This window comes from Pseudoalteromonas sp. CO109Y, from assembly GCF_004208935.1.
Classification (GTDB): Bacteria; Pseudomonadota; Gammaproteobacteria; order Enterobacterales; family Alteromonadaceae; genus Pseudoalteromonas; species Pseudoalteromonas shioyasakiensis.
In genome coordinates this window covers 21,117-39,335 of record NZ_SGPD01000019.1, presented here as the reverse complement: position 1 = coordinate 39,335, position 18,219 = coordinate 21,117, and the positions used below count along the sequence as shown (strand labels likewise).

Sequence of the window (18,219 nt, the reverse complement as noted above, 5' to 3'; positions counted from 1 at the left end):
TTTTTTGCCATGAAGATAGCAAGCACTGACTTAGCAAAACCTGAACTATAACAACTTACCTAATTAAGCGAATGAGTATAAAAACAAAAAAGCCACCTTAAGGTGGCTTTTATAGAAGTTCGCTTATGATTAGCGAATAATTCCGCGCTCAGAGCTTTTCACAAAGTCTATCATCAGCTGAACAGCTGGGTACTTCGCAGCATCTTCACTTAGCTCAGCGATTGCTTCTTCAACACCTAAGCTCTTACGATAAAGCGTTTTATATGCACGGCGTGTTGCCATGATTTCATCGCTTTCAAAGCCACGGCGTTTCATGCCTTCAGTATTGATTGCTACAGGGCCAGCCGGTGTACCAATTGTAGTTACAAATGGCGGCACATCTTTATTAACGCCTGAGTACATACCAACAAAGGCATGTGAACCAATTTTACAGAACTGGTGAACACCTGAGTTACCTGCAAGGATCACCCAATCACCTACGTGTACGTGGCCAGCAACAGAGGCATTGTTAGCAAAAATAACGTTATCGCCCACTACTGCATCATGTGCAACGTGTGTGTAAGCCATAAATAAGTTGTTGCTACCAATTTTAGTTACACCTTGGTCTTGAATCGTACCACGGTGAATTGTCGCACACTCACGGATCACGTTGTTGTCACCAATGATCAGAGTCGTTGGCTCATTCGCGTACTTTTTGTCTTGGCAAGCTTCACCGACCGAAGCAAATTGGAAAATATGGTTACCAGAACCAATCGTCGATGGGCCTTTTACAACCACATGAGATTCGATGATACAGTTATCACCAATAGTTACATCGTTACCGATATAGCTGTAAGGGCCAACTGATACGTTATTTCCAAGTTTTGCACCTGGTTCGATTATCGCCGTAGGATGGATCACTATTAAAACTCTCTTCTCGCACACATGATTTCGGCAGTACACACTACTTTGCCGTCAACTTTTGCTTCTGCTGCAAATTTCCATATATTGCGGCGCTCTTTTACAAACTCTACATGCAAATGCATAGTATCGCCAGGTAATACCGGCTGTTTGAATCGCGCATTGTCGATCGCTGCGAATAAATATAGTTCGTTATCGCTACGATTTTCAACTGTCTTAAAACCAAGTAAGCCAGTTGCTTGAGCCATTGCTTCTAAAATCAACACACCTGGAAAGATAGGTTGATTAGGAAAATGACCCGTAAAAATAGGTTCGTTCACTGTTACATTTTTAATAGCATGTAACGACTCGCCTGGCGTGTAATCAAGTACACGGTCAACAAGTAGCATCGGGTAACGATGCGGAAGTAAACTCAAGATATCCTGGATATCAAGACTATTTAATTCATTTGCCAAAATAGCATCCTTATTTGTCTTCAATATTGAGTGACTTAGTCAGTGACTCAAGTGCTTTAATGCGGTCTTTCATATCGCCAAGGTTACGGATATGGGCAATACTACGTCGCCATTCTTTGTTGGTTAGATGTGGCAAGCCTGAAGAATAAATTCCAGGTTCTGTGATTGCCTTAGTCACCATACTCATGCCGGTGATTATAGCACCATCGCATACACTAATGTGACCATTAATTGCAACCATACCGCCAATCTGACAATTCCTACCGATCACTGTGCTGCCAGCAAATACCGTACAACCAGCAACCGCTGTACCCGAACCGATCTCGACATTATGCGCTATTTGACATTGATTATCGATAATTACATTACTATGGATGATAGTATCGTCTAGCGCACCACGGTCAATCGTAGTAGACGCGCCTACCTCAACCTTATCACCGATGATTACTCGGCCAAGTTGCGGTATTTTCACCCATTCGCCACGCTCGTTAGCGTAACCAAAACCATCACTGCCCACTACCGTATTCGCTTGGAATAAACAGTCGCTGCCAATCTCTACTTCATGGTAAACGCTTACATTTGCCCAAAGCTTAGTGCCTTGGCCAATTTTTGCGTGCTCACCAATAAAACAGCCTGGGCCAATCTGCACATTGTTTGCAATTACAGCGCCCGCTTCGATCACCACATTGGCGGCGATCGCGACATTATCGCCAATAGAGGCTGAATCGTGAATGACTGCACTTGGGTGAATACCCGTCACTGCTGAGCGCGGTGTGGTATCCATTAGCTGAGCAAGTTTGGCGTAACAAACATAAGGATTAGCAACAATGAGCTTATTACCCGAAAAGTACTCAGCATCTGCTGGTGATAAAATCACCGCACTTGCTTGAGTATCTTCTAATTGCGAGCGATATTTCTTGTTCGCTAAAAATGCAATATGCCCATGTTGGGCATTTGCAAGTGTAGATATTTTTTTAATCTCTGTGGCGCCGTCACCTTGAAGGTCAGCGCCCAGAAGATCCGCTATCTGCGAAAGCGTGTAGTTTTGCATATATGATTTCTATTGCTTACTTACTTTTTCAACAACTTTGCTTGATAAGTCATCGACAGTTTTAGGGTTAACATAAATCGTTGTTTCTTTAACTTTAACTTCATCGAATTTGCCAGCTTTCGCTACTTCTTCGATTGCATCTAAGATTAGCTTTTGAACTTTAGCTAGTTCTTGGTTTTGACGCATTTTGATTTCTTGCTCTAAAGGACGACCTTTTTCAGCAAGTTGCTGCTGCATACCTTGAATCTTAGTACGTAATTCTTCTTTTTGCTTATCGCTCATCGTTGTTGCTTCACGCTTGAACTTTTCAGCTTCAAAACGGATATCACCTTGAAGTTTTTCTAGTTCTTGACGACGCTCTGAGAATTCAGCTTCTAAAGTTTGCTCTACTTTCGCCATTTGTGGGATTTGCTTGTAGATTTCTTGCATATCAACGATACCTACTTTGTGCGCGAATGCGTTAGTAGATAGACCCATAGATAAAGTAGCAAGTAGTGCAAAAGCTGTTGATTTAATTGATTTATTCACGAAAAAACTCCTTTAGAATGTATTACTAATGTTAAAGCTGATGGTCTTCGTATCGTCATCTTCTTCTTTTTGCAATGGATACGCAAAACTGATCAGCATTGGACCCATCGGAGAGATCCATTGTAGAGAAAGACCGGTTGAAACCCTAAAGCGCATCGGATCTGCATAGTCATCCAATTTTGCACGCTCGTCTGTTGAAAGGTTTTGATAACGGTCAATATTAAACTCTGTATCCCATACGTTTGCAGCATCTACGAAGAAGCTAGTACGTACAGAGCTGGTGTTTTCTTCATCTAAGAAAGGTGTTGGAACAATAAGCTCCATCCCTGCTACCGCTTTGGCGTTACCACCAATTCGGCCTGCTGTGTAAAGTTGGTCAAACTCTGATGCACCACCAATGCTACCTGTTGTTGTACCATCAGGTAATGGTGTACCAGGAATGCTTTGCGGAACACGTGATACAGCACGTGGTAAGATCGTATTACGGTCAAAGCCACGTAGTTCCATTTCAGTAATTCTGAAGAACTCTTGGAACGGCAGTGTTTGGTCATAACCATTGGTTGTACCGTAACCATTACCGTAACCAAGTGCCGCACGCGTTGAGAACACCCAGCGGTGGTCATTACTGATTGGCCAGTAGAAACGCGAGTCATAATTTAGTTTAAAGTACTGTAAATCAGAGTTTGGCGTTGTCGCAGTTAAGTTAAGAGATTGGCGCGAACCTGCTGTTGGGAATAAACCACGGTTAACAGTTACACGTGACCAACCTGCACTTAACTCGTACTTAGTAAAGTCAAAGCCTGCGTCTGGATTTTCAGGGTCTAAGAATGTTTCACGAATAACACGTGTTTGCTCATATTCTGCAATATCAGACAGCTCTTCTTGCACCCAACGAACACCAAAGTTAATACGGTTTACTGCATCGATTGGGAAACCAATGTTTGTACCAATACCATAACTCTTCGATTTATAGTCGATTAGGCTGAATTTACTTGCATCATAGTTACTGTAGAAGATGCTACTACCTTGCGATACACCATCTGGCGTAAAGTAAGGGTCAGTATAAGACACACTAATACGCTCAGAACCACGTGAAGTATTGATGTTAAAACCAATTTGGTTACCGGTACCTAAGAAGTTTGATTCACTCACACCAATGTTAAATTGCAGACCCAAGTATGAACCATAAGCAAGGCCTGCGTTAAAGCTGCCCGCAGATTGTTCTTTCACAGTAAAATCTACATCAACTTGGTCATCTACGCCTGGTACTGGTACAACATTAAAATCAACGCTTTCCATGTAAGGTAAACGCTGGATTTGCAGTTTAGAGCGCTCAAGGCTTTGGTTTGATAACCATGCACCTTCAAGCTGTGTCATTTCACGACGAACCACTTCATCAGAAGTATTTTGGTTACCGCCCACAATGATACGACGAACATAAACACGTTTGCCCGGATTAACAGAAAGCGTTAATTGAACTTCTTTGTTTTCGTCATCAATCTCAGGGATGGTACGTACTTCAGCATTGGCATAACCAAAACGTGCTAAGTAGCTTTTGATAAACTCTTCTGATGATGTCACCACAGAGCCGTTATAAAGCTCGCCAGTTTTTAGCGGGATAACACTCTTAATAAGCTCTTCACGGCCTAACAAGTCACCAATAAAGTCAAAACCTTTCACTTTATATTTAACACCTTCGGTGATATTTGCTGTTACATAAACAGAATCACGCTCAGGGCTAACTGATACTTGTGTCGAATCGATATTAAAACGTAGGTAACCACGGTCTAAGTAGTAACTACGAATTTTCTCTAAATCGCCTTCGATAGTTTGCTTTTGGTAGCGGTCACTCGACATGAACTGCCACCAAGGCAAATCTTGTTGAGACTCGGCTAATTTAAGTAGCTCTTCATCTGAGAAAAGCTCGTTACCAACCAAGTTGATTTGACGAATTGACGCTGCGTCACCTTCATCAAATTTGAATAAAAGTTTTACACGGTTACGCGGTAACTTAGTAATGCTTACATCCACTTTTGCATTGTATTTACCAATACTGTGGAAGAATTCAACTAAGCCTTTTTCAATGTTATCAAGAACCGTTTTATCAAGCGGCTCACCAGTACGGATATCTTGCTGGTCTAGCGACTCATTAAGTTGCTCATCTTTGATGTCTTTATTGCCATCAAATTCGATCATGCTGATCGTTGGGCGTTCAGTCACTCGGAAGATAACACTGTTGCCATCACGTAATGCTTTAATATTGTCAAAGTGACCTGAACGATAGAGAGCCTTTATGGTTCTAGAAATTGTGTACTCATCAATATTATCGCCCACGTTGATCGGAATATGCGTTAACGCTGCACCCAGTGCAACACGCTGTAAACCTTCAACTTTTAAATCATCTACAATAAAGGAGTTTTGGCCTAGGGCTGCAAAGCTAGCACCTAATAAACTTGAAACTGCCAAATGTTTTTTTATAGCCATTTTGTTATCTTTATCCTTTACAACTGTATTACCGCTCAACACCTTATAAATTTAACTTTTGCGGTGTTTTACAATCGTGTTCAAATTGGAATTTTTCGCTTACTTGTTATAAACGCGATACATCATTGAACAAAGCGAAACATGTTAAAAACAGAAGCAGCAAGGCCCCCACTTTAAAACCAAATTCTTGCGTCTTTTCAGAGACCGGCTTTTTGCGAAAAAGTTCAATTATGTAATACATTAAGTGCCCACCATCTAGCACTGGCAGCGGTAATAAGTTAAATACGCCAAGGTTTACACTAATTAATGCTAAAAAGCTTAAAAATGCAACCAAGCCATAGCTTACGCTAGTTCCCGCGCCAACTGCAATGCCCACCGGGCCACTTAAATTTTTAACCGACACCTGACCGGTAATTAAATTACCAATCATGTCAAAACTAAGGGTAATTAAACGCCATGTTTCTTGTATGCCCAGCACAATACTATCGACAGGGCCATAATGTCTAGTTTCAATATAGTTTTCTGGCCATGGTTCAACCACCGGAGACACACCTAAAAAGCCCTGAGCAACCCCCGCATCATTGGTTCTGCTTTGCGGCGTCACTGACAGCTCTTTTATACTATCTTGCCTTTGTACACTAAATTGTAAGGATTTGTTAGGTGATTGCTGAATTAGTGAAACTAACTGGGTCCAACTGCTGATATTTTCACCATTTACAGCAAGAATTTTGTCGTTAACCTGTAAGCCTGCAGCTTCTGCCGCTGAGCCTTTGCTGATCATCGCCACTTCTAAAAGTGCTTTAGGACGAAATGGCACAATGCCTATCGAGGTTAATGGTGGTACGTCTTGTTGATCTAATTTCCAACCATCTAAGTTAAGAGTACGCACATGCTTTTGATAATTCTGATCGCGAAGCGTTACCACAACACTTTGCTCACCTAAGCGGCTCATGAGCGAGAATGTTGCATCTTGCCAAGTATTGATATCGTCTTCACCAATTTTAATAATTTGCTGGTTTGGCTCAATATTAGCAGCTGCGGCACGGCTGCCTTGAGACACCTCACCCACCACAGGTTTCAATGACTGAACACCGACCATGTACATTACAGCAAGGGCAAAAATAGCGAATAAAAAGTTTGCCATCGGACCAGCAGCCACAATCGCAATACGTGCTTTTACTGATTTAGCATTAAATGATAAATGTCGCTGCTCTGGCGGGACTTCATCAACACGCTCATCAAGCATTTTGACATAACCACCTAGTGGGATTGCTGCAATCACATATTCGGTTTGCTGTTTGTCGTACCACTTGACTAATGGCTTACCAAAGCCAATTGAAAAACGCAGCACTTTCACGCCGGCTTTTCGCGCAACCCAGAAATGACCATATTCATGCACAGTCACTAAAATACCCAGAGCAAGAATAAATGAGCCAAGATTCCAGAAAAAATCAAACATGCTAGTTGATGCCTCTTTTTACAAACTCAGTCGCTTTTACACGTGCAGCTTGGTCACAAGCTAAAATCTCGTCGAGAGTTTGCACGTTGATGTTTTGTGTTGCATTGAGCGTTTCAGCGTTAATTCGATAAATATCTGTAAAGCCGATTTGACCATTTAGAAATGCTGCAACCGCTATTTCATTCGCCGCATTTACTGTGGTGGTTGCACCTTGCCCCATTTCACACGCATCAATGGCAAGTTTTAAATTAGGGTAACGAGCATAATCTGGTTTAGTGAAAGTAAAATCTGCCATTTGTGAAAAATCGAGCGGTTTGACACCCGCATCGACACGCTCAGGAAAAGCTAAAGCATGAGCAATTGGTGTGCGCATATCTGGATTACCCATTTGCGCAAGCACTGAGCCATCTTGATATTGCACCATAGAGTGAATAATACTTTGTGGGTGGATCACCACTTCAATATCACTGGCACAGCAGTTAAACAGCCACTTGGCTTCTATAAACTCTAGGCCTTTATTCATCATAGTCGCTGAATCAACAGAAATCTTTTGTCCCATTGACCAGTTTGGATGTGCCACTGCCTCAGCAACAGTCACTGATGGTAATGTCGCTAAATCACGCTTTAAGAAAGGACCGCCAGAACCTGTAAGCAAGATTTTGCTTACACCATTATCAGCAAGTAGGCCTGATGCATTCTGTAATGATGCTGGCATACATTGGAAAATCGCATTATGTTCGCTATCGATAGGCAGTAAAGTGGCGCCATGTTGTTTTACTTTATCAATAAACAACTGACCCGACATAACTAACGACTCTTTATTTGCTAGCAACACTTTTTTGCCAGCTTCAACTGCACTTAAAGTCGGCAGTAGACCCGCTGCACCTACTATCGCCGACATCACTGCATCAACATCTGTATGTGCAGCAAGCTCACACATCGCCTCAACACCTGCTAGCACCTGTGTATTACACGAGCTATTTGCAAGTAAATTCGATAGCGCACTAGCGGCTTGTTGATCAGCCATAACAGCAAACTTAGGCTGATGTGCGATACACAACTCAGCCATTTGCTCGGCATTTTTACCTGCCGCTAATGCAAAAACCGCAAAGCGCTCCGGGTTTCTAGAAACAACATCTAAGGTGCTTAAACCGATTGAACCAGTTGCGCCCAGTACGACAAGTTGCTCTACTTTGCTCATAAACTCAGTGTCCATGCGTAGCAAAGTACAAAAATTGGCGCAGCTGCGGTTAAGCTATCGATACGATCTAAAATACCGCCATGACCTGGTAAACATGAACCGCTGTCTTTCAAGCCAACTTCACGTTTAAACATACTTTCGAGTAAATCGCCTACCGCTGAGAATAACGCGATAAATGCAGTCATCACGGCATAGATTGGCCAAACACTCATATCAACATTAGTGAAATGGCAAAATGCTAAAACAAAAACAACCGAAGCCACTACACCACCTAATAAACCTTCAATCGTTTTATTAGGACTTACCTTTGGCATTAGTTTACGTTTACCTAAGTTTTTACCGGTAAAGTAAGCACCAATATCTGCGCTCCACACAATACCAAGTACAACTAAAATTAACATTGAACCAAAGTGAGTAGATTCGCCATAACCTGCGCTACGTAGTGTATTTAGTGCAAGCCAAAGTGGCACTAGCGTTAAAAAGCCTGCAATGGCACGCATTACAATGCCTTCATTCCAAGCCTTTGCCATAGCTGGGTAGCGCCAAACTAAATAAGTTGCCACAATCCACCATGCAAATGACAAGGTAAATAGGTAGTTTGCATCACCCACTAATTGACCATTTTGCCAAAGTGATTCAATGGGCCAATGCCAGTTAAGTAATGCCAAAAATGCAGCCGTTGCTGCAACAAATCCAAAGCGTTTAACTTTATCGCATAGGCCCATAAATGCAGACCATTCCCACGCACCGAGCAAAACAATACCGGCGGCGATATAACTAAATAGTGTTAATGGGGTATAAAAAACCAAAATAAGTGCAAGTGGTGCCAACACGAGCGAGGTTAAAATTCGTTGTTTTAGCAATGTGTGTACCTTCAACTAGTAATTAGGTCTCGGCGAGTAATTGTTTTATTTGTTCGCCTGTACAACCAAATCGTCGCTCTCTGGCAACGTAACATGCGATAGCGTCAGCAAATGCAGCTTCATTGAAGTCTGGCCAAAGCGTATCGGTAAAGTAAAGCTCAGCATAAGCGGCTTGCCATAAAAGGAAGTTACTGATGCGTAAATCTCCACCGGTGCGGATCATTAAATCAAGCTCACCTTGGTCGGCCATACTCATTTGTTCAGCCATTAGCTCTTCAGTAATATCTTCTGCGGCCATTTCACCGGCTGCGACTTTTTTCGCAAGCGTTGTTGCGGCGTTAGTAATATCCCAACGTCCACCATAATTAGCTGCCACGTTTAACTGTAGACCCGTATTATTACGAGTTAATTCATGGGCTGCATCAACTTTATTGCGCAAACCTTCTGAAAAGCGTGATAAATCACCAATTATGTTTAGCTTTACATTATTTTTATGAAGTTTTTTAACTTCTTTGCCCAGTACAAATAAAAATAGCTCCATGAGCGTATTTACTTCGTCTTCTGGACGTCGCCAATTTTCGCTACTAAATGCGAATAGTGTTAACGACTGTATACCTAAGCGAGTACAAAATTGCACTGATTGACGAACCGCATCAACGCCCTTTTTGTGCCCATAAACACGTGGGCGATTTTTCGCTTGTGCCCAACGTCCGTTGCCATCCATGATTATAGCGACATGCTTAGGCAAACTTTGCTGGGAAATTTTATCAGCGTTAAGAACCATAAATATCGAGTATTCCATAAAAAAACGCCGTCTAGTATACCCTAGACGGCGTTTCAAAACTAATAAATTTAGTTACGCCTGTTTACTTACAGAATCAGTGTCTGAAAGATAAACAGCAGCGATTAGATTTCCATTAACTCAGCTTCTTTTGCAGCTAGTTGTGCGTCCATCTCTTTGATGAACTTATCAGTAAGCTTTTGGATCTCGTCTTCTGCTTGACGTGCTTCATCTTCAGAAATATCTTTTTCTTTCAATAAGCTCTTAATGTCGCCATTTGCATCACGACGGATGTTACGTACAGCAACACGACCGCTTTCAACTTCGCCACGTACGATTTTGATAAGGTCTTTACGACGCTCTTCTGTAAGTGGAGGAAGTGGAACACGAATAACAGTACCTGCAGACATTGGGTTTAAACCTAAATCTGAAGCCATGATCGCTTTTTCTACTGCTTGCGCTAGTGACTTATCGAACACGCTAATTGCAAGTGTACGAGAGTCTTCAATTGTTACGTTGGCAACTTGGTTTAATGGCGTGTCTGCACCGTAGTAAGACACTTGAATACCGTCAAGTAATGCTGGGTGCGCACGGCCTGTGCGAATTTTAGATAATTGACTGCCTAGTGCCGCAACACTTTTTTGCATACGTTCTGACGCATCTTTTTTGATATCGTTAATCACGGTTCAATCCTAATCTATTTGCTAGTTTCATCTGAGGCTTGTGAAGAGATAAGCGTTCCTTCATCTTCGCCCATAATTACACGCTTAAGCGCGCCTGATTTATTCATGTTAAATACGCTTAATGGCATGTTGTGGTCACGCGCCAGCGTAAATGCAGCTAAATCCATAACCTTAAGCTCTTTATCAATGATTTCATTGTAGCTTAAGTGGCGATATAGTGTAGCGTCTGGGTTTTTCACTGGGTCATCAGAGTAAACACCATCCACTTTAGTCGCTTTGATTACAGTATCTGCTTCAATTTCAATACCACGTAAACACGCTGCTGAGTCAGTCGTGAAGAATGGGTTACCTGTACCCGCTGAGAAAATTACAACGCGGCCAGATTTTAATAGGCTGATAGCTTCTGCCCAGTTGTAAGCATCACACACACCGTTCAGTGGGATAGCAGACATTAAACGACAATTTACAAATGCACGGTGCAGTGCATCACGCATTGCTAAGCCATTCATTACAGTCGCAAGCATACCCATGTGGTCGCCAACTACGCGGTTCATACCCGCTTCTGCTAATGAACCACCACGCAAGAAGTTACCGCCACCGATAACTAAACCTACTTCTACGTCGAGCTCTACAAGTTCTTTAATTTCTTGAGCCATACGGTCAAGTACTTTTGGGTCGATGCCGAAGCCTTCGTCTCCCATTAATGCTTCACCGCTAAGTTTAAGAAGAACACGTCTAAAAATAGGTTTACGATTGATAGTCATAATATTTGGGCCAGCCTTAGTAATGAGATAAAAAATAACCGCGCTATGGTTACACATAAAACGCGGTTATTTTAAAGAATTTTCATCAGTGACGCAAAAGCTAATAGCAGATTAATTTCATCTTATTGCCCTACGTCACTAAGTTAGAAAATTACTCGCCTTTTGCAGCAGCGATTTGAGCAGCTACTTCAGCAGCGAAGTCTTCTTCTTTACGCTCGATACCTTCACCAACTTCTAAACGGATGAAGTTAGAAACAGTTGCGCCTTTCTCTTTAAGAATTTCGCCAACTGATTTTTTAGGTTCCATGATGAAAGCTTGACCAGTAAGAGAGATCTCACCAGTAAATTTCTTCATACGACCGATAACCATTTTCTCAGCGATTTCAGCAGGCTTGCCTTCGTTCATCGCGATATCGATTTGAACTGCTTTTTCTTTTTCAACAACGTCAGCTGGTACGTCTTCTGGGTTTACGAACTCAGGCTTAGACGCAGCTACGTGCATAGCAACTTGCTTAAGTGTTTCTTCGTCAGCTTCACCAACTACAACAACACCGATACGGTCGCCGTGGCGGTAAGAAGAAAGCTTGTCACCGTCGATGTACTCAACGCGACGAACGTTGATGTTTTCACCGATTTTAGCAACTAGAGCAACACGAGTTTCTTCGAATTGTGCTTTAAGTGCTTCGATGTCTGCTTTAGTTTCTGCAGCAGCGTCAAGAACTTGGTTAGCGAAACCAAGGAAGTTAGCGTCTTTAGCAACGAAGTCAGTTTGACAGTTAACTTCAAGAAGTGCAGCGAAACCGTTACCTTCTTTGATTAAGATTGTACCTTCAGCAGCGATGTTACCTGCTTTTTTAGCAGCCTTTGCAGCACCGCTCTTACGCATGTTTTCGATCGCTAACTCGATGTCACCGTTAGTTTCAGTTAACGCTTTTTTACAATCCATCATGCCAGCGCCAGTACGCTCGCGTAATTCTTTAACTAGGGCAGCAGTTACAGCCATTAGAATATCCTCAATTGAATTCTGTTATAGGGAAGCGGTATAGGCCGCTTAACAAGAATAACAAGTCTTCATCTTAATTAGATGAAGACTTGATGACAGCTAATTACTCAGCTTCTACGAAGTCGTCTTTCTCAGCTTGAGCAACGATGTTGTTCTCACGACCTTCAGTGATCGCAGCTGATACAGCGCCAGTGTAAAGTTGGATAGCACGGATCGCATCGTCGTTACCAGGTACGATGTAATCAACACCGTCTGGGTTAGAGTTAGTATCAACGATAGCAACAACTGGGATACCTAGGTTGTTAGCTTCACGGATAGCGATGTGCTCGTGGTCTGCATCGATAACGAAAAGCGCGTCTGGAAGACCGCCCATGTCTTTGATACCACCAAGGCTCTTTTCAAGCTTTTCCATTTCACGAGTAAGCATTAACGCTTCTTTCTTAGTTAATTTCTCGAAAGTACCGTCTTGGCTTTGCGCTTCAAGGTCTTTAAGACGCTTGATTGATTGACGAACTGTTTTCCAGTTAGTCAACATACCACCTAACCAACGGTGGTTTACGTAGAACTGCTCGCTTTGGATCGCTGCTTCTTTAACTGCTTCGCTTGCTGCGCGCTTAGTACCAACGAAAAGTACTTTACCTTTGTTAGAAGCTGCGTTCGATAAGAACTTAAGTGCTTCGTTGAACATTGGTACAGTTTGCTCTAGGTTGATGATATGAACACGGTTACGAGCGCCGAAGATGAAAGGCTTCATCTTAGGGTTCCAGTAACGTGCCTGGTGACCAAAGTGAACACCAGCTTGAAGCATATCGCGCATTGAAACGTTTGCCATTTGTATAATCCTCTATAATTTAGGGTTAGGCCTCCACATATCCCATAGCACCAACACCGCAGTTAATTTGTAACTTAAGTGCACCCAAGTGTATGTGACGATACGTGTGTGTGTTAAAATAAAATTGTGTTTGCCTTAAATACAAAAAATCAGTTAAGAATTTATTTGTAAAAAGACGGCGCGCTTTATACCATATTAAAATTGAAAACTCAACGTCTAGTGCAAAATTTGTGCACTAAAAACTGACCTGAAAAACAACTTTGGAGCCTCAATGAGTGCTGTGATCAAGACCCCTGAAGAAATCGAAAAAATGCGTGTTGCCGGGCGCTTAGCCGCCGAGGTACTAGAAATGATAGAACCGCATGTGGTGCCAGGTGTAACCACAGATGAACTAAATACAATTTGTCATGATTATATTGTTAATGTTCAAGATGCTATTCCAGCACCGCTTAATTATCACGGTTTCCCAAAATCAATTTGCACCTCAGTGAACCATGTAATTTGTCACGGTATTCCAAATGACAAACCACTTAAAGAAGGCGATAGCGTAAATATCGACGTGACTGTGATCAAAGATGGCTATCACGGTGATACATCTAAGATGTTCCACGTTGGTACGCCTAACATTCAAGGCAAGCGTCTTGCTGATATCACACAAGAAAGCCTATACCTTGCAATTAAAATGGTTAAACCAGGCGTACGCTTAGGTGATATTGGTGCTGCAATCCAAAAATACGCAGAAAGCTTTAGCTATTCTATCGTTCGTGAATATTGTGGTCACGGCATTGGTGCTGAGTTCCACGAAGAACCTCAAGTAATGCACTATGGTAAACCAGGTACTGGCGAAGTATTAAAAGCAGGTATGTGCTTAACAATCGAGCCTATGGTTAATGCTGGTAAACGCCAATGTAAGCTACTTAAAGACAACTGGACAGTTGTAACAAAAGACCGTTCATTGTCTGCACAGTGGGAACATACACTGTTAGTGACTGAAAATGGTGTTGAAATTTTAACGCTCCGATCAGATGATACTATTGACAGGATCATCGAACACTAGGAGCCAGCCCCAGTGGCATTACCCAATAAAGTAAAAAAGTTGCTCAGCCAAGCTGAGCAACTTAGCGATTATCGCGATTGTTCTAGTTATTTTTATAAATGGCTACAGAACGAGTTCTCAAAACAACCCGTTAGCAACTTAATTAATGCCCGCGCTGAGTTTATCGACCGCTTATTAATTAAACTGTTTCACGATTACGACCTTGCTCACGAAAGTGACTTAGCCCTAATTGCTGTGGGTGGTTATGGTCGTGGCGAACTACACCCCTATTCCGATATCGACTTTATGTTGCTAGTAAGCGAGCAGCCAAGTGAAGCCGTGTGCGAGAAAATTGGCCAGTTCGTTACCATGCTTTGGGATCTTAATCTAGAAATTGGTCACAGCGTTCGCACTATAGAACAAGCATTAGAACAAAAACGCGAAGATGTGACATTTGCCACCAGCTTACTCGAAAGCCGATTAATTTTCGGTAACCATATCGAATTCGAAAAATTAAAAAATCATTTAATCGATACGCCGATTTGGCGCTCAGACGAATTCTTTTTGGCAAAAGTACAAGAACAAAGTTTACGCCATAAAAAATGCCATGGTACGGCTTATAACCTTGAGCCGAATATTAAAGAAAACCCGGGTGGCCTGCGCGACTTACAGACCATTATTTGGGTTGCTAAAAAACACTTTAGAGCCGAAACATTACAAGAACTCATAAATCACGGCTATCTTACTCACGAAGAATACCAAGAGCTGTCTGAGTGTTTAGAAAACCTATGGAACATTCGTTTTGCGCTGCACATCGCTGCGGGTCGCTCTGAAAACCGCTTATTGTTCGATCATCAACCTCATGCCGCAGAAATTCTCGGCTTTGGTAGTGACGGTAAAGCCTCGGTCGAGCGCATGATGAAACGCTTATTTAGGATCATGAGCCGCGTACGTGAGCTTAACCAAATGCTGCTTTCATACTTTGAGCAAAGCATTTTACCGGGTGCCGGTGAATTACCTGTGATTGAGCTCGACCGTAACTTTGAGCGCATTGGCCATCAAATTCGTGTTAAGAATCCATCGGTGTTCTTCCGCCGTGATCAGCTATTTGTGTTGTTCGAGCATATTGCTGATAACCCAGAGATCACCCATATTTACCCAAGTACCATACGTACAATGCGCCAAGTTCGCCGTCGTTTATTGGGTGATTTACAAGATTACGCCGCCTGTCGCGAAGCATTTTTGCGTTTAATCAAACACCCTAACGGTATGGGCCGCGCATTTACGCTGATGCACAAGCACGGCATTATTGCTGCCTACTTACCACAGTGGCGTAATATTTTTGGCCAAATGCAGTTCGATTTATTCCATGCCTACACTGTGGATGAACATACCCATAAACTCATCAACAATATTTATAAGTACTTTGATAAATCAAAAGTCAGCGAATTTCCGTTATGTAGTGAAATTGTCACTCGTATGGATAAGCCTGAGTTACTTTATTTAGCCGGTATTTTCCACGATATTGCTAAAGGCCGTGGTGGCGATCACTCTGAGCTTGGTTCAGTTGATGCAATTGCGTTTGCTAAGCTACACCGCTTCCCAGCCTCAGATGGCAAGCTTATTTCGTGGTTAGTGGCTAATCACTTACTTATGTCGGTTACAGCGCAGCGTAAAGATATTAATGACCCAGATGTAATTAAAGACTTTGCAAGTAAGGTGAAAAATGAGCGCCAGCTTGACTACTTATACTGCTTAACCTTGGCCGATATTCGCGCAACTAACGATAACCTGTGGAACGATTGGAAAAATACCCTACTACGTGAGCTGTATTTACACACCCAGCGCGCGCTTCGTTTAGGGCTTGAAAACCCAATGGACCAACGTGATCAAATACGTGATAAAAAGCAGCAAGCCAAACAGCGCTTACTGAACCATGGTTGTAACGAAGATCAAATCGACTTAATTTGGAGTCGCTTTAAAGCCAATTATTTTACTGCTTTTAGCGAGCAACAGATTTCGTGGCACACAGAGCACTTACTAAGCTGTGACGATTTAAGCCAGCCTAGCGTTGCCGTGTCTAACACCGCAATGCATGGTGGTACACAAGTATTTGCTTATAGCCCTTACTCGGGCAGTTTATTCTCACGTTTAGTTAGTGTGATTGGTTCGAAAAAAGCACAGATTCAACATGCGCAGGTACTGACCACAAAAGATGGCTACGTGCTATTTAGCTTTGTTATTTTAGAGGTCAATGGTGACCCGATTGCGAGTAACCGTTCGCAAGGCATTAAACGTGCTTTAGATCTTGCAATTAGCGACCCGAAAAAGAAAATTCGCCTTAAAAAGAATCGCTCTCAGCGCTTCAAAGACTTTAATATCAAACCAAAAATTGTGCTTAGACCGCATGCCCGTAAAGATCGCAGCTTAATTGAAATTCAAGCGGTGGATATTCCGGGTCTATTAACAAAAATTGCGGAAGTATTTCAAGCGCACTTATTACATATTCATGCCGCACGGATCACCACAGTTGGTGAGCGTGCAGAAGATTTCTTCGTGGTATCAAATAACGAATACCAAGCATTAACAGACGAAGAACAGGCTAAAATTCATCAAGCATTGCGTAAAAAACTCAACGCAGAAACCGAATAAGAGGATCTTATGTCAGATTTAAAAACCATGATCGAAAACGCCTGGGACAACCGCGATAGCATCAGCCCAAGCACGGTATCAAGTGAAGTAAAACAAGCTATTATCGACGCGCTTGAATTACTTGATAGCGGCGCTGCACGTGTTGCTGAAAAAATCAGTGGTGAGTGGGTTGTACATCAATGGTTAAAAAAAGCGGTGCTACTGTCTTTCCGTATTCGTGATAACCAACCAATGAGCGATGGTGTTAATCAGTTTTACGACAAAGTACCACTTAAATTTAGCGACTATACACCAGAGCAATTCCAACAAGGCGGCATGCGTGTTGTGCCTAATGCTGTGGCACGTAAAGGCAGCTTCGTAGGTAAAAACGTGGTGCTTATGCCATCTTATGTCAACATTGGCGCCTACGTTGATGAAGGTACCATGGTTGATACATGGGCAACGGTTGGCTCATGTGCACAAATTGGTAAAAATGTTCACTTATCGGGCGGTGTAGGCATTGGTGGTGTGCTTGAACCACTACAAGCTAACCCAACTATTATTGAAGATAACTGCTTTATTGGCGCACGTTCTGAGATTGTTGAAGGCGTTGTAGTTGAAGAAGGCGCTGTTATCTCAATGGGTGTTTACATCAGCCAAAGCACACGCATCTATGATCGTGAAACTGGCGAAATCCATTACGGCCGAGTACCAGCCGGTGCGGTTGTTGTTCCTGGTTCTTTACCGTCAAAAGATGGTTCGCACAGCCTATATGCTGCCATCATCGTGAAAAAAGTTGATCAGCAAACTCGCGAGAAAGTAGGTATTAATGCCCTACTTCGCTCGATTGATGAATAATAAAACTGAGCTGTAAGCTGTAAGTTTAAAAACTCAAGAAGCGCGATGCTAACTAGTTTCGCGCTTTTTTATTATCTGTAATGCAATGATTTTTAGCTAGTTTGTTGAGATATACCCGCAAATATGTTTTAGTATAAAAAACAAACAAAAATAATAGTAAAAATGTTTAAGTCTTTTCGGAGTTTTACCCACACGGAGTTATTTTATTACACAGGGTTATTCTATCTTGTGGCAATCTTGCTGTTTGTATCACGTAGTTACCTATACGAATTTTTTGTAACTGATATGAATTCACATCGCATAGAAGTTAAAGAACTTGAAGTTGCTTTAACATCGCACGTTAATAAAGATTATGTTTTTGAAGCATTGCAAACAACCTTAGATGGCCTTGCAACCCCAGATCGAGTTGCAGTTACAATCCAATGTTATACGGTTTTCTGTGATGTTAGTTTTACGAACCCATTTATCACCATTAACGACCACAATCACTACAGTGCAGAAGTAAAACGTGTGTTTGAGCAAAATGTGGCTTCCCTTAGCCGAAAAGATAATGCTCACTAGTTTCAGGCGCTATTACTTAATGCTTAAAACTTAAAGCTCCCCAGCTAAATTGTTACATCTTATTTCAAATACACACTTTATCGCTTAATTACGGCTATTCAGCGTTACTTCTGAAACACATTTCATTTA

Annotated in this window: 17 protein-coding genes; 4 read left to right on the top strand and 13 right to left on the bottom strand. The window is 42.1% G+C overall.

The genetic code is table 11. The features are described 5' to 3' along the window. Positions 1-129: 129 nt before the first annotated feature. The 13 genes from lpxA to rpsB form a co-directional block, all read right to left on the bottom strand. On the bottom strand, positions 130-900 hold the full coding sequence (gene lpxA / locus EXT43_RS07775; protein ID WP_054553112.1) for an acyl-ACP--UDP-N-acetylglucosamine O-acyltransferase: 771 nt from the start codon (positions 898-900) through the stop codon (positions 130-132). A gap of 2 nt (positions 901-902) precedes the next feature. Further along, positions 903-1,355, bottom strand: a complete 453-nt coding sequence (gene fabZ, locus EXT43_RS07770; protein ID WP_054562040.1) for a 3-hydroxyacyl-ACP dehydratase FabZ — start codon at positions 1,353-1,355, stop codon at positions 903-905. Between the two features lie 10 nt (positions 1,356-1,365). Then, positions 1,366-2,406 (bottom strand): UDP-3-O-(3-hydroxymyristoyl)glucosamine N-acyltransferase, encoded by a 1,041-nt coding sequence (gene lpxD / locus EXT43_RS07765; RefSeq protein ID WP_130166718.1) that lies wholly within the window; start codon positions 2,404-2,406, stop codon positions 1,366-1,368. A gap of 9 nt (positions 2,407-2,415) precedes the next feature. Beyond that, the gene (locus tag EXT43_RS07760; RefSeq protein WP_054553115.1) at positions 2,416-2,934 is read right to left on the bottom strand and encodes an OmpH family outer membrane protein; all 519 of its coding nucleotides are present in this window, start codon (positions 2,932-2,934) and stop codon (positions 2,416-2,418) included. A gap of 12 nt (positions 2,935-2,946) precedes the next feature. Then, complete coding sequence (bamA, locus tag EXT43_RS07755; protein ID WP_130166717.1) at positions 2,947-5,418, bottom strand: outer membrane protein assembly factor BamA; 2,472 nt, start codon at positions 5,416-5,418, stop codon at positions 2,947-2,949. Positions 5,419-5,524: 106 nt separating this feature from the next. Then, positions 5,525-6,877 carry a sigma E protease regulator RseP gene (gene rseP, locus EXT43_RS07750; RefSeq protein ID WP_063529916.1) on the bottom strand — a complete coding sequence of 451 codons (1,353 nt, stop codon included), beginning with the start codon at positions 6,875-6,877 and terminating at the stop codon, positions 5,525-5,527. A 1-nt stretch (position 6,878) separates the two neighbouring features. Continuing rightward, positions 6,879-8,078 carry a 1-deoxy-D-xylulose-5-phosphate reductoisomerase gene (ispC, locus tag EXT43_RS07745; RefSeq protein WP_063529915.1) on the bottom strand — a complete coding sequence of 400 codons (1,200 nt, stop codon included), beginning with the start codon at positions 8,076-8,078 and terminating at the stop codon, positions 6,879-6,881. Beyond that, positions 8,075-8,941: a phosphatidate cytidylyltransferase gene (locus EXT43_RS07740; RefSeq protein ID WP_054553119.1), complete on the bottom strand. Its 867-nt coding sequence runs from the start codon at positions 8,939-8,941 to the stop codon at positions 8,075-8,077. The genes ispC and EXT43_RS07740 overlap by 4 nt, the downstream gene beginning before the upstream one ends. Before the next feature lie 22 nt (positions 8,942-8,963). After that, positions 8,964-9,743 carry an isoprenyl transferase gene (locus tag EXT43_RS07735; protein WP_054553120.1) on the bottom strand — a complete coding sequence of 260 codons (780 nt, stop codon included), beginning with the start codon at positions 9,741-9,743 and terminating at the stop codon, positions 8,964-8,966. Positions 9,744-9,847: 104 nt separating this feature from the next. After that, the gene (gene frr / locus EXT43_RS07730) at positions 9,848-10,405 is read right to left on the bottom strand and encodes a ribosome recycling factor (RefSeq protein ID WP_054553121.1); all 558 of its coding nucleotides are present in this window, start codon (positions 10,403-10,405) and stop codon (positions 9,848-9,850) included. Between the two features lie 14 nt (positions 10,406-10,419). Next, positions 10,420-11,169 (bottom strand): UMP kinase, encoded by a 750-nt coding sequence (gene pyrH / locus EXT43_RS07725; RefSeq protein WP_054553317.1) that lies wholly within the window; start codon positions 11,167-11,169, stop codon positions 10,420-10,422. A gap of 151 nt (positions 11,170-11,320) precedes the next feature. Continuing rightward, a complete protein-coding gene (gene tsf, locus EXT43_RS07720; RefSeq protein WP_054562045.1) occupies positions 11,321-12,172 on the bottom strand; it encodes a translation elongation factor Ts in 852 nt (283 codons plus the stop codon). Between the two features lie 103 nt (positions 12,173-12,275). Continuing rightward, positions 12,276-13,004 (bottom strand): 30S ribosomal protein S2, encoded by a 729-nt coding sequence (rpsB, locus tag EXT43_RS07715; RefSeq protein WP_054562046.1) that lies wholly within the window; start codon positions 13,002-13,004, stop codon positions 12,276-12,278. 247 nt (positions 13,005-13,251) lie between these two features. On the opposite strand from rpsB, the gene map reads away from it, so the two are divergent. From map to EXT43_RS07695, 4 genes are all read left to right on the top strand, one after another. Further along, the gene (gene map, locus EXT43_RS07710; RefSeq protein ID WP_228290538.1) at positions 13,252-14,061 is read left to right on the top strand and encodes a type I methionyl aminopeptidase; all 810 of its coding nucleotides are present in this window, start codon (positions 13,252-13,254) and stop codon (positions 14,059-14,061) included. Between the two features lie 12 nt (positions 14,062-14,073). Continuing rightward, positions 14,074-16,692: a [protein-PII] uridylyltransferase gene (glnD, locus tag EXT43_RS07705; protein ID WP_062566881.1), complete on the top strand. Its 2,619-nt coding sequence runs from the start codon at positions 14,074-14,076 to the stop codon at positions 16,690-16,692. 9 nt (positions 16,693-16,701) lie between these two features. After that, complete coding sequence (dapD, locus tag EXT43_RS07700) at positions 16,702-17,529, top strand: 2,3,4,5-tetrahydropyridine-2,6-dicarboxylate N-succinyltransferase (RefSeq protein WP_054553126.1); 828 nt, start codon at positions 16,702-16,704, stop codon at positions 17,527-17,529. Positions 17,530-17,814: 285 nt separating this feature from the next. Continuing rightward, on the top strand, positions 17,815-18,090 hold the full coding sequence (locus EXT43_RS07695) for a hypothetical protein (RefSeq protein ID WP_130166716.1): 276 nt from the start codon (positions 17,815-17,817) through the stop codon (positions 18,088-18,090). Positions 18,091-18,219: the final 129 nt, after the last annotated feature.

Bases quoted from the DNA above. Each gene is read 5' to 3' on its own strand.
- lpxD (WP_130166718.1), bottom strand. From the start codon at position 2,406: ATGCAAAACTACACGCTTTCGCAGATAGCGGATCTTCTGGGCGCTGAC.
- bamA (WP_130166717.1), bottom strand. From the start codon at position 5,418: ATGGCTATAAAAAAACATTTGGCAGTTTCAAGTTTATTAGGTGCTAGC.
- rseP (WP_063529916.1), bottom strand. From the start codon at position 6,877: ATGTTTGATTTTTTCTGGAATCTTGGCTCATTTATTCTTGCTCTGGGT.
- ispC (WP_063529915.1), bottom strand. From the start codon at position 8,078: ATGAGCAAAGTAGAGCAACTTGTCGTACTGGGCGCAACTGGTTCAATC.
- EXT43_RS07735 (WP_054553120.1), bottom strand. From the start codon at position 9,743: ATGGAATACTCGATATTTATGGTTCTTAACGCTGATAAAATTTCCCAG.
- pyrH (WP_054553317.1), bottom strand. From the start codon at position 11,169: ATGACTATCAATCGTAAACCTATTTTTAGACGTGTTCTTCTTAAACTT.
- tsf (WP_054562045.1), bottom strand. From the start codon at position 12,172: ATGGCTGTAACTGCTGCCCTAGTTAAAGAATTACGCGAGCGTACTGGC.
- rpsB (WP_054562046.1), bottom strand. From the start codon at position 13,004: ATGGCAAACGTTTCAATGCGCGATATGCTTCAAGCTGGTGTTCACTTT.
- dapD (WP_054553126.1), top strand. From the start codon at position 16,702: ATGTCAGATTTAAAAACCATGATCGAAAACGCCTGGGACAACCGCGAT.
- EXT43_RS07695 (WP_130166716.1), top strand. From the start codon at position 17,815: ATGAATTCACATCGCATAGAAGTTAAAGAACTTGAAGTTGCTTTAACA.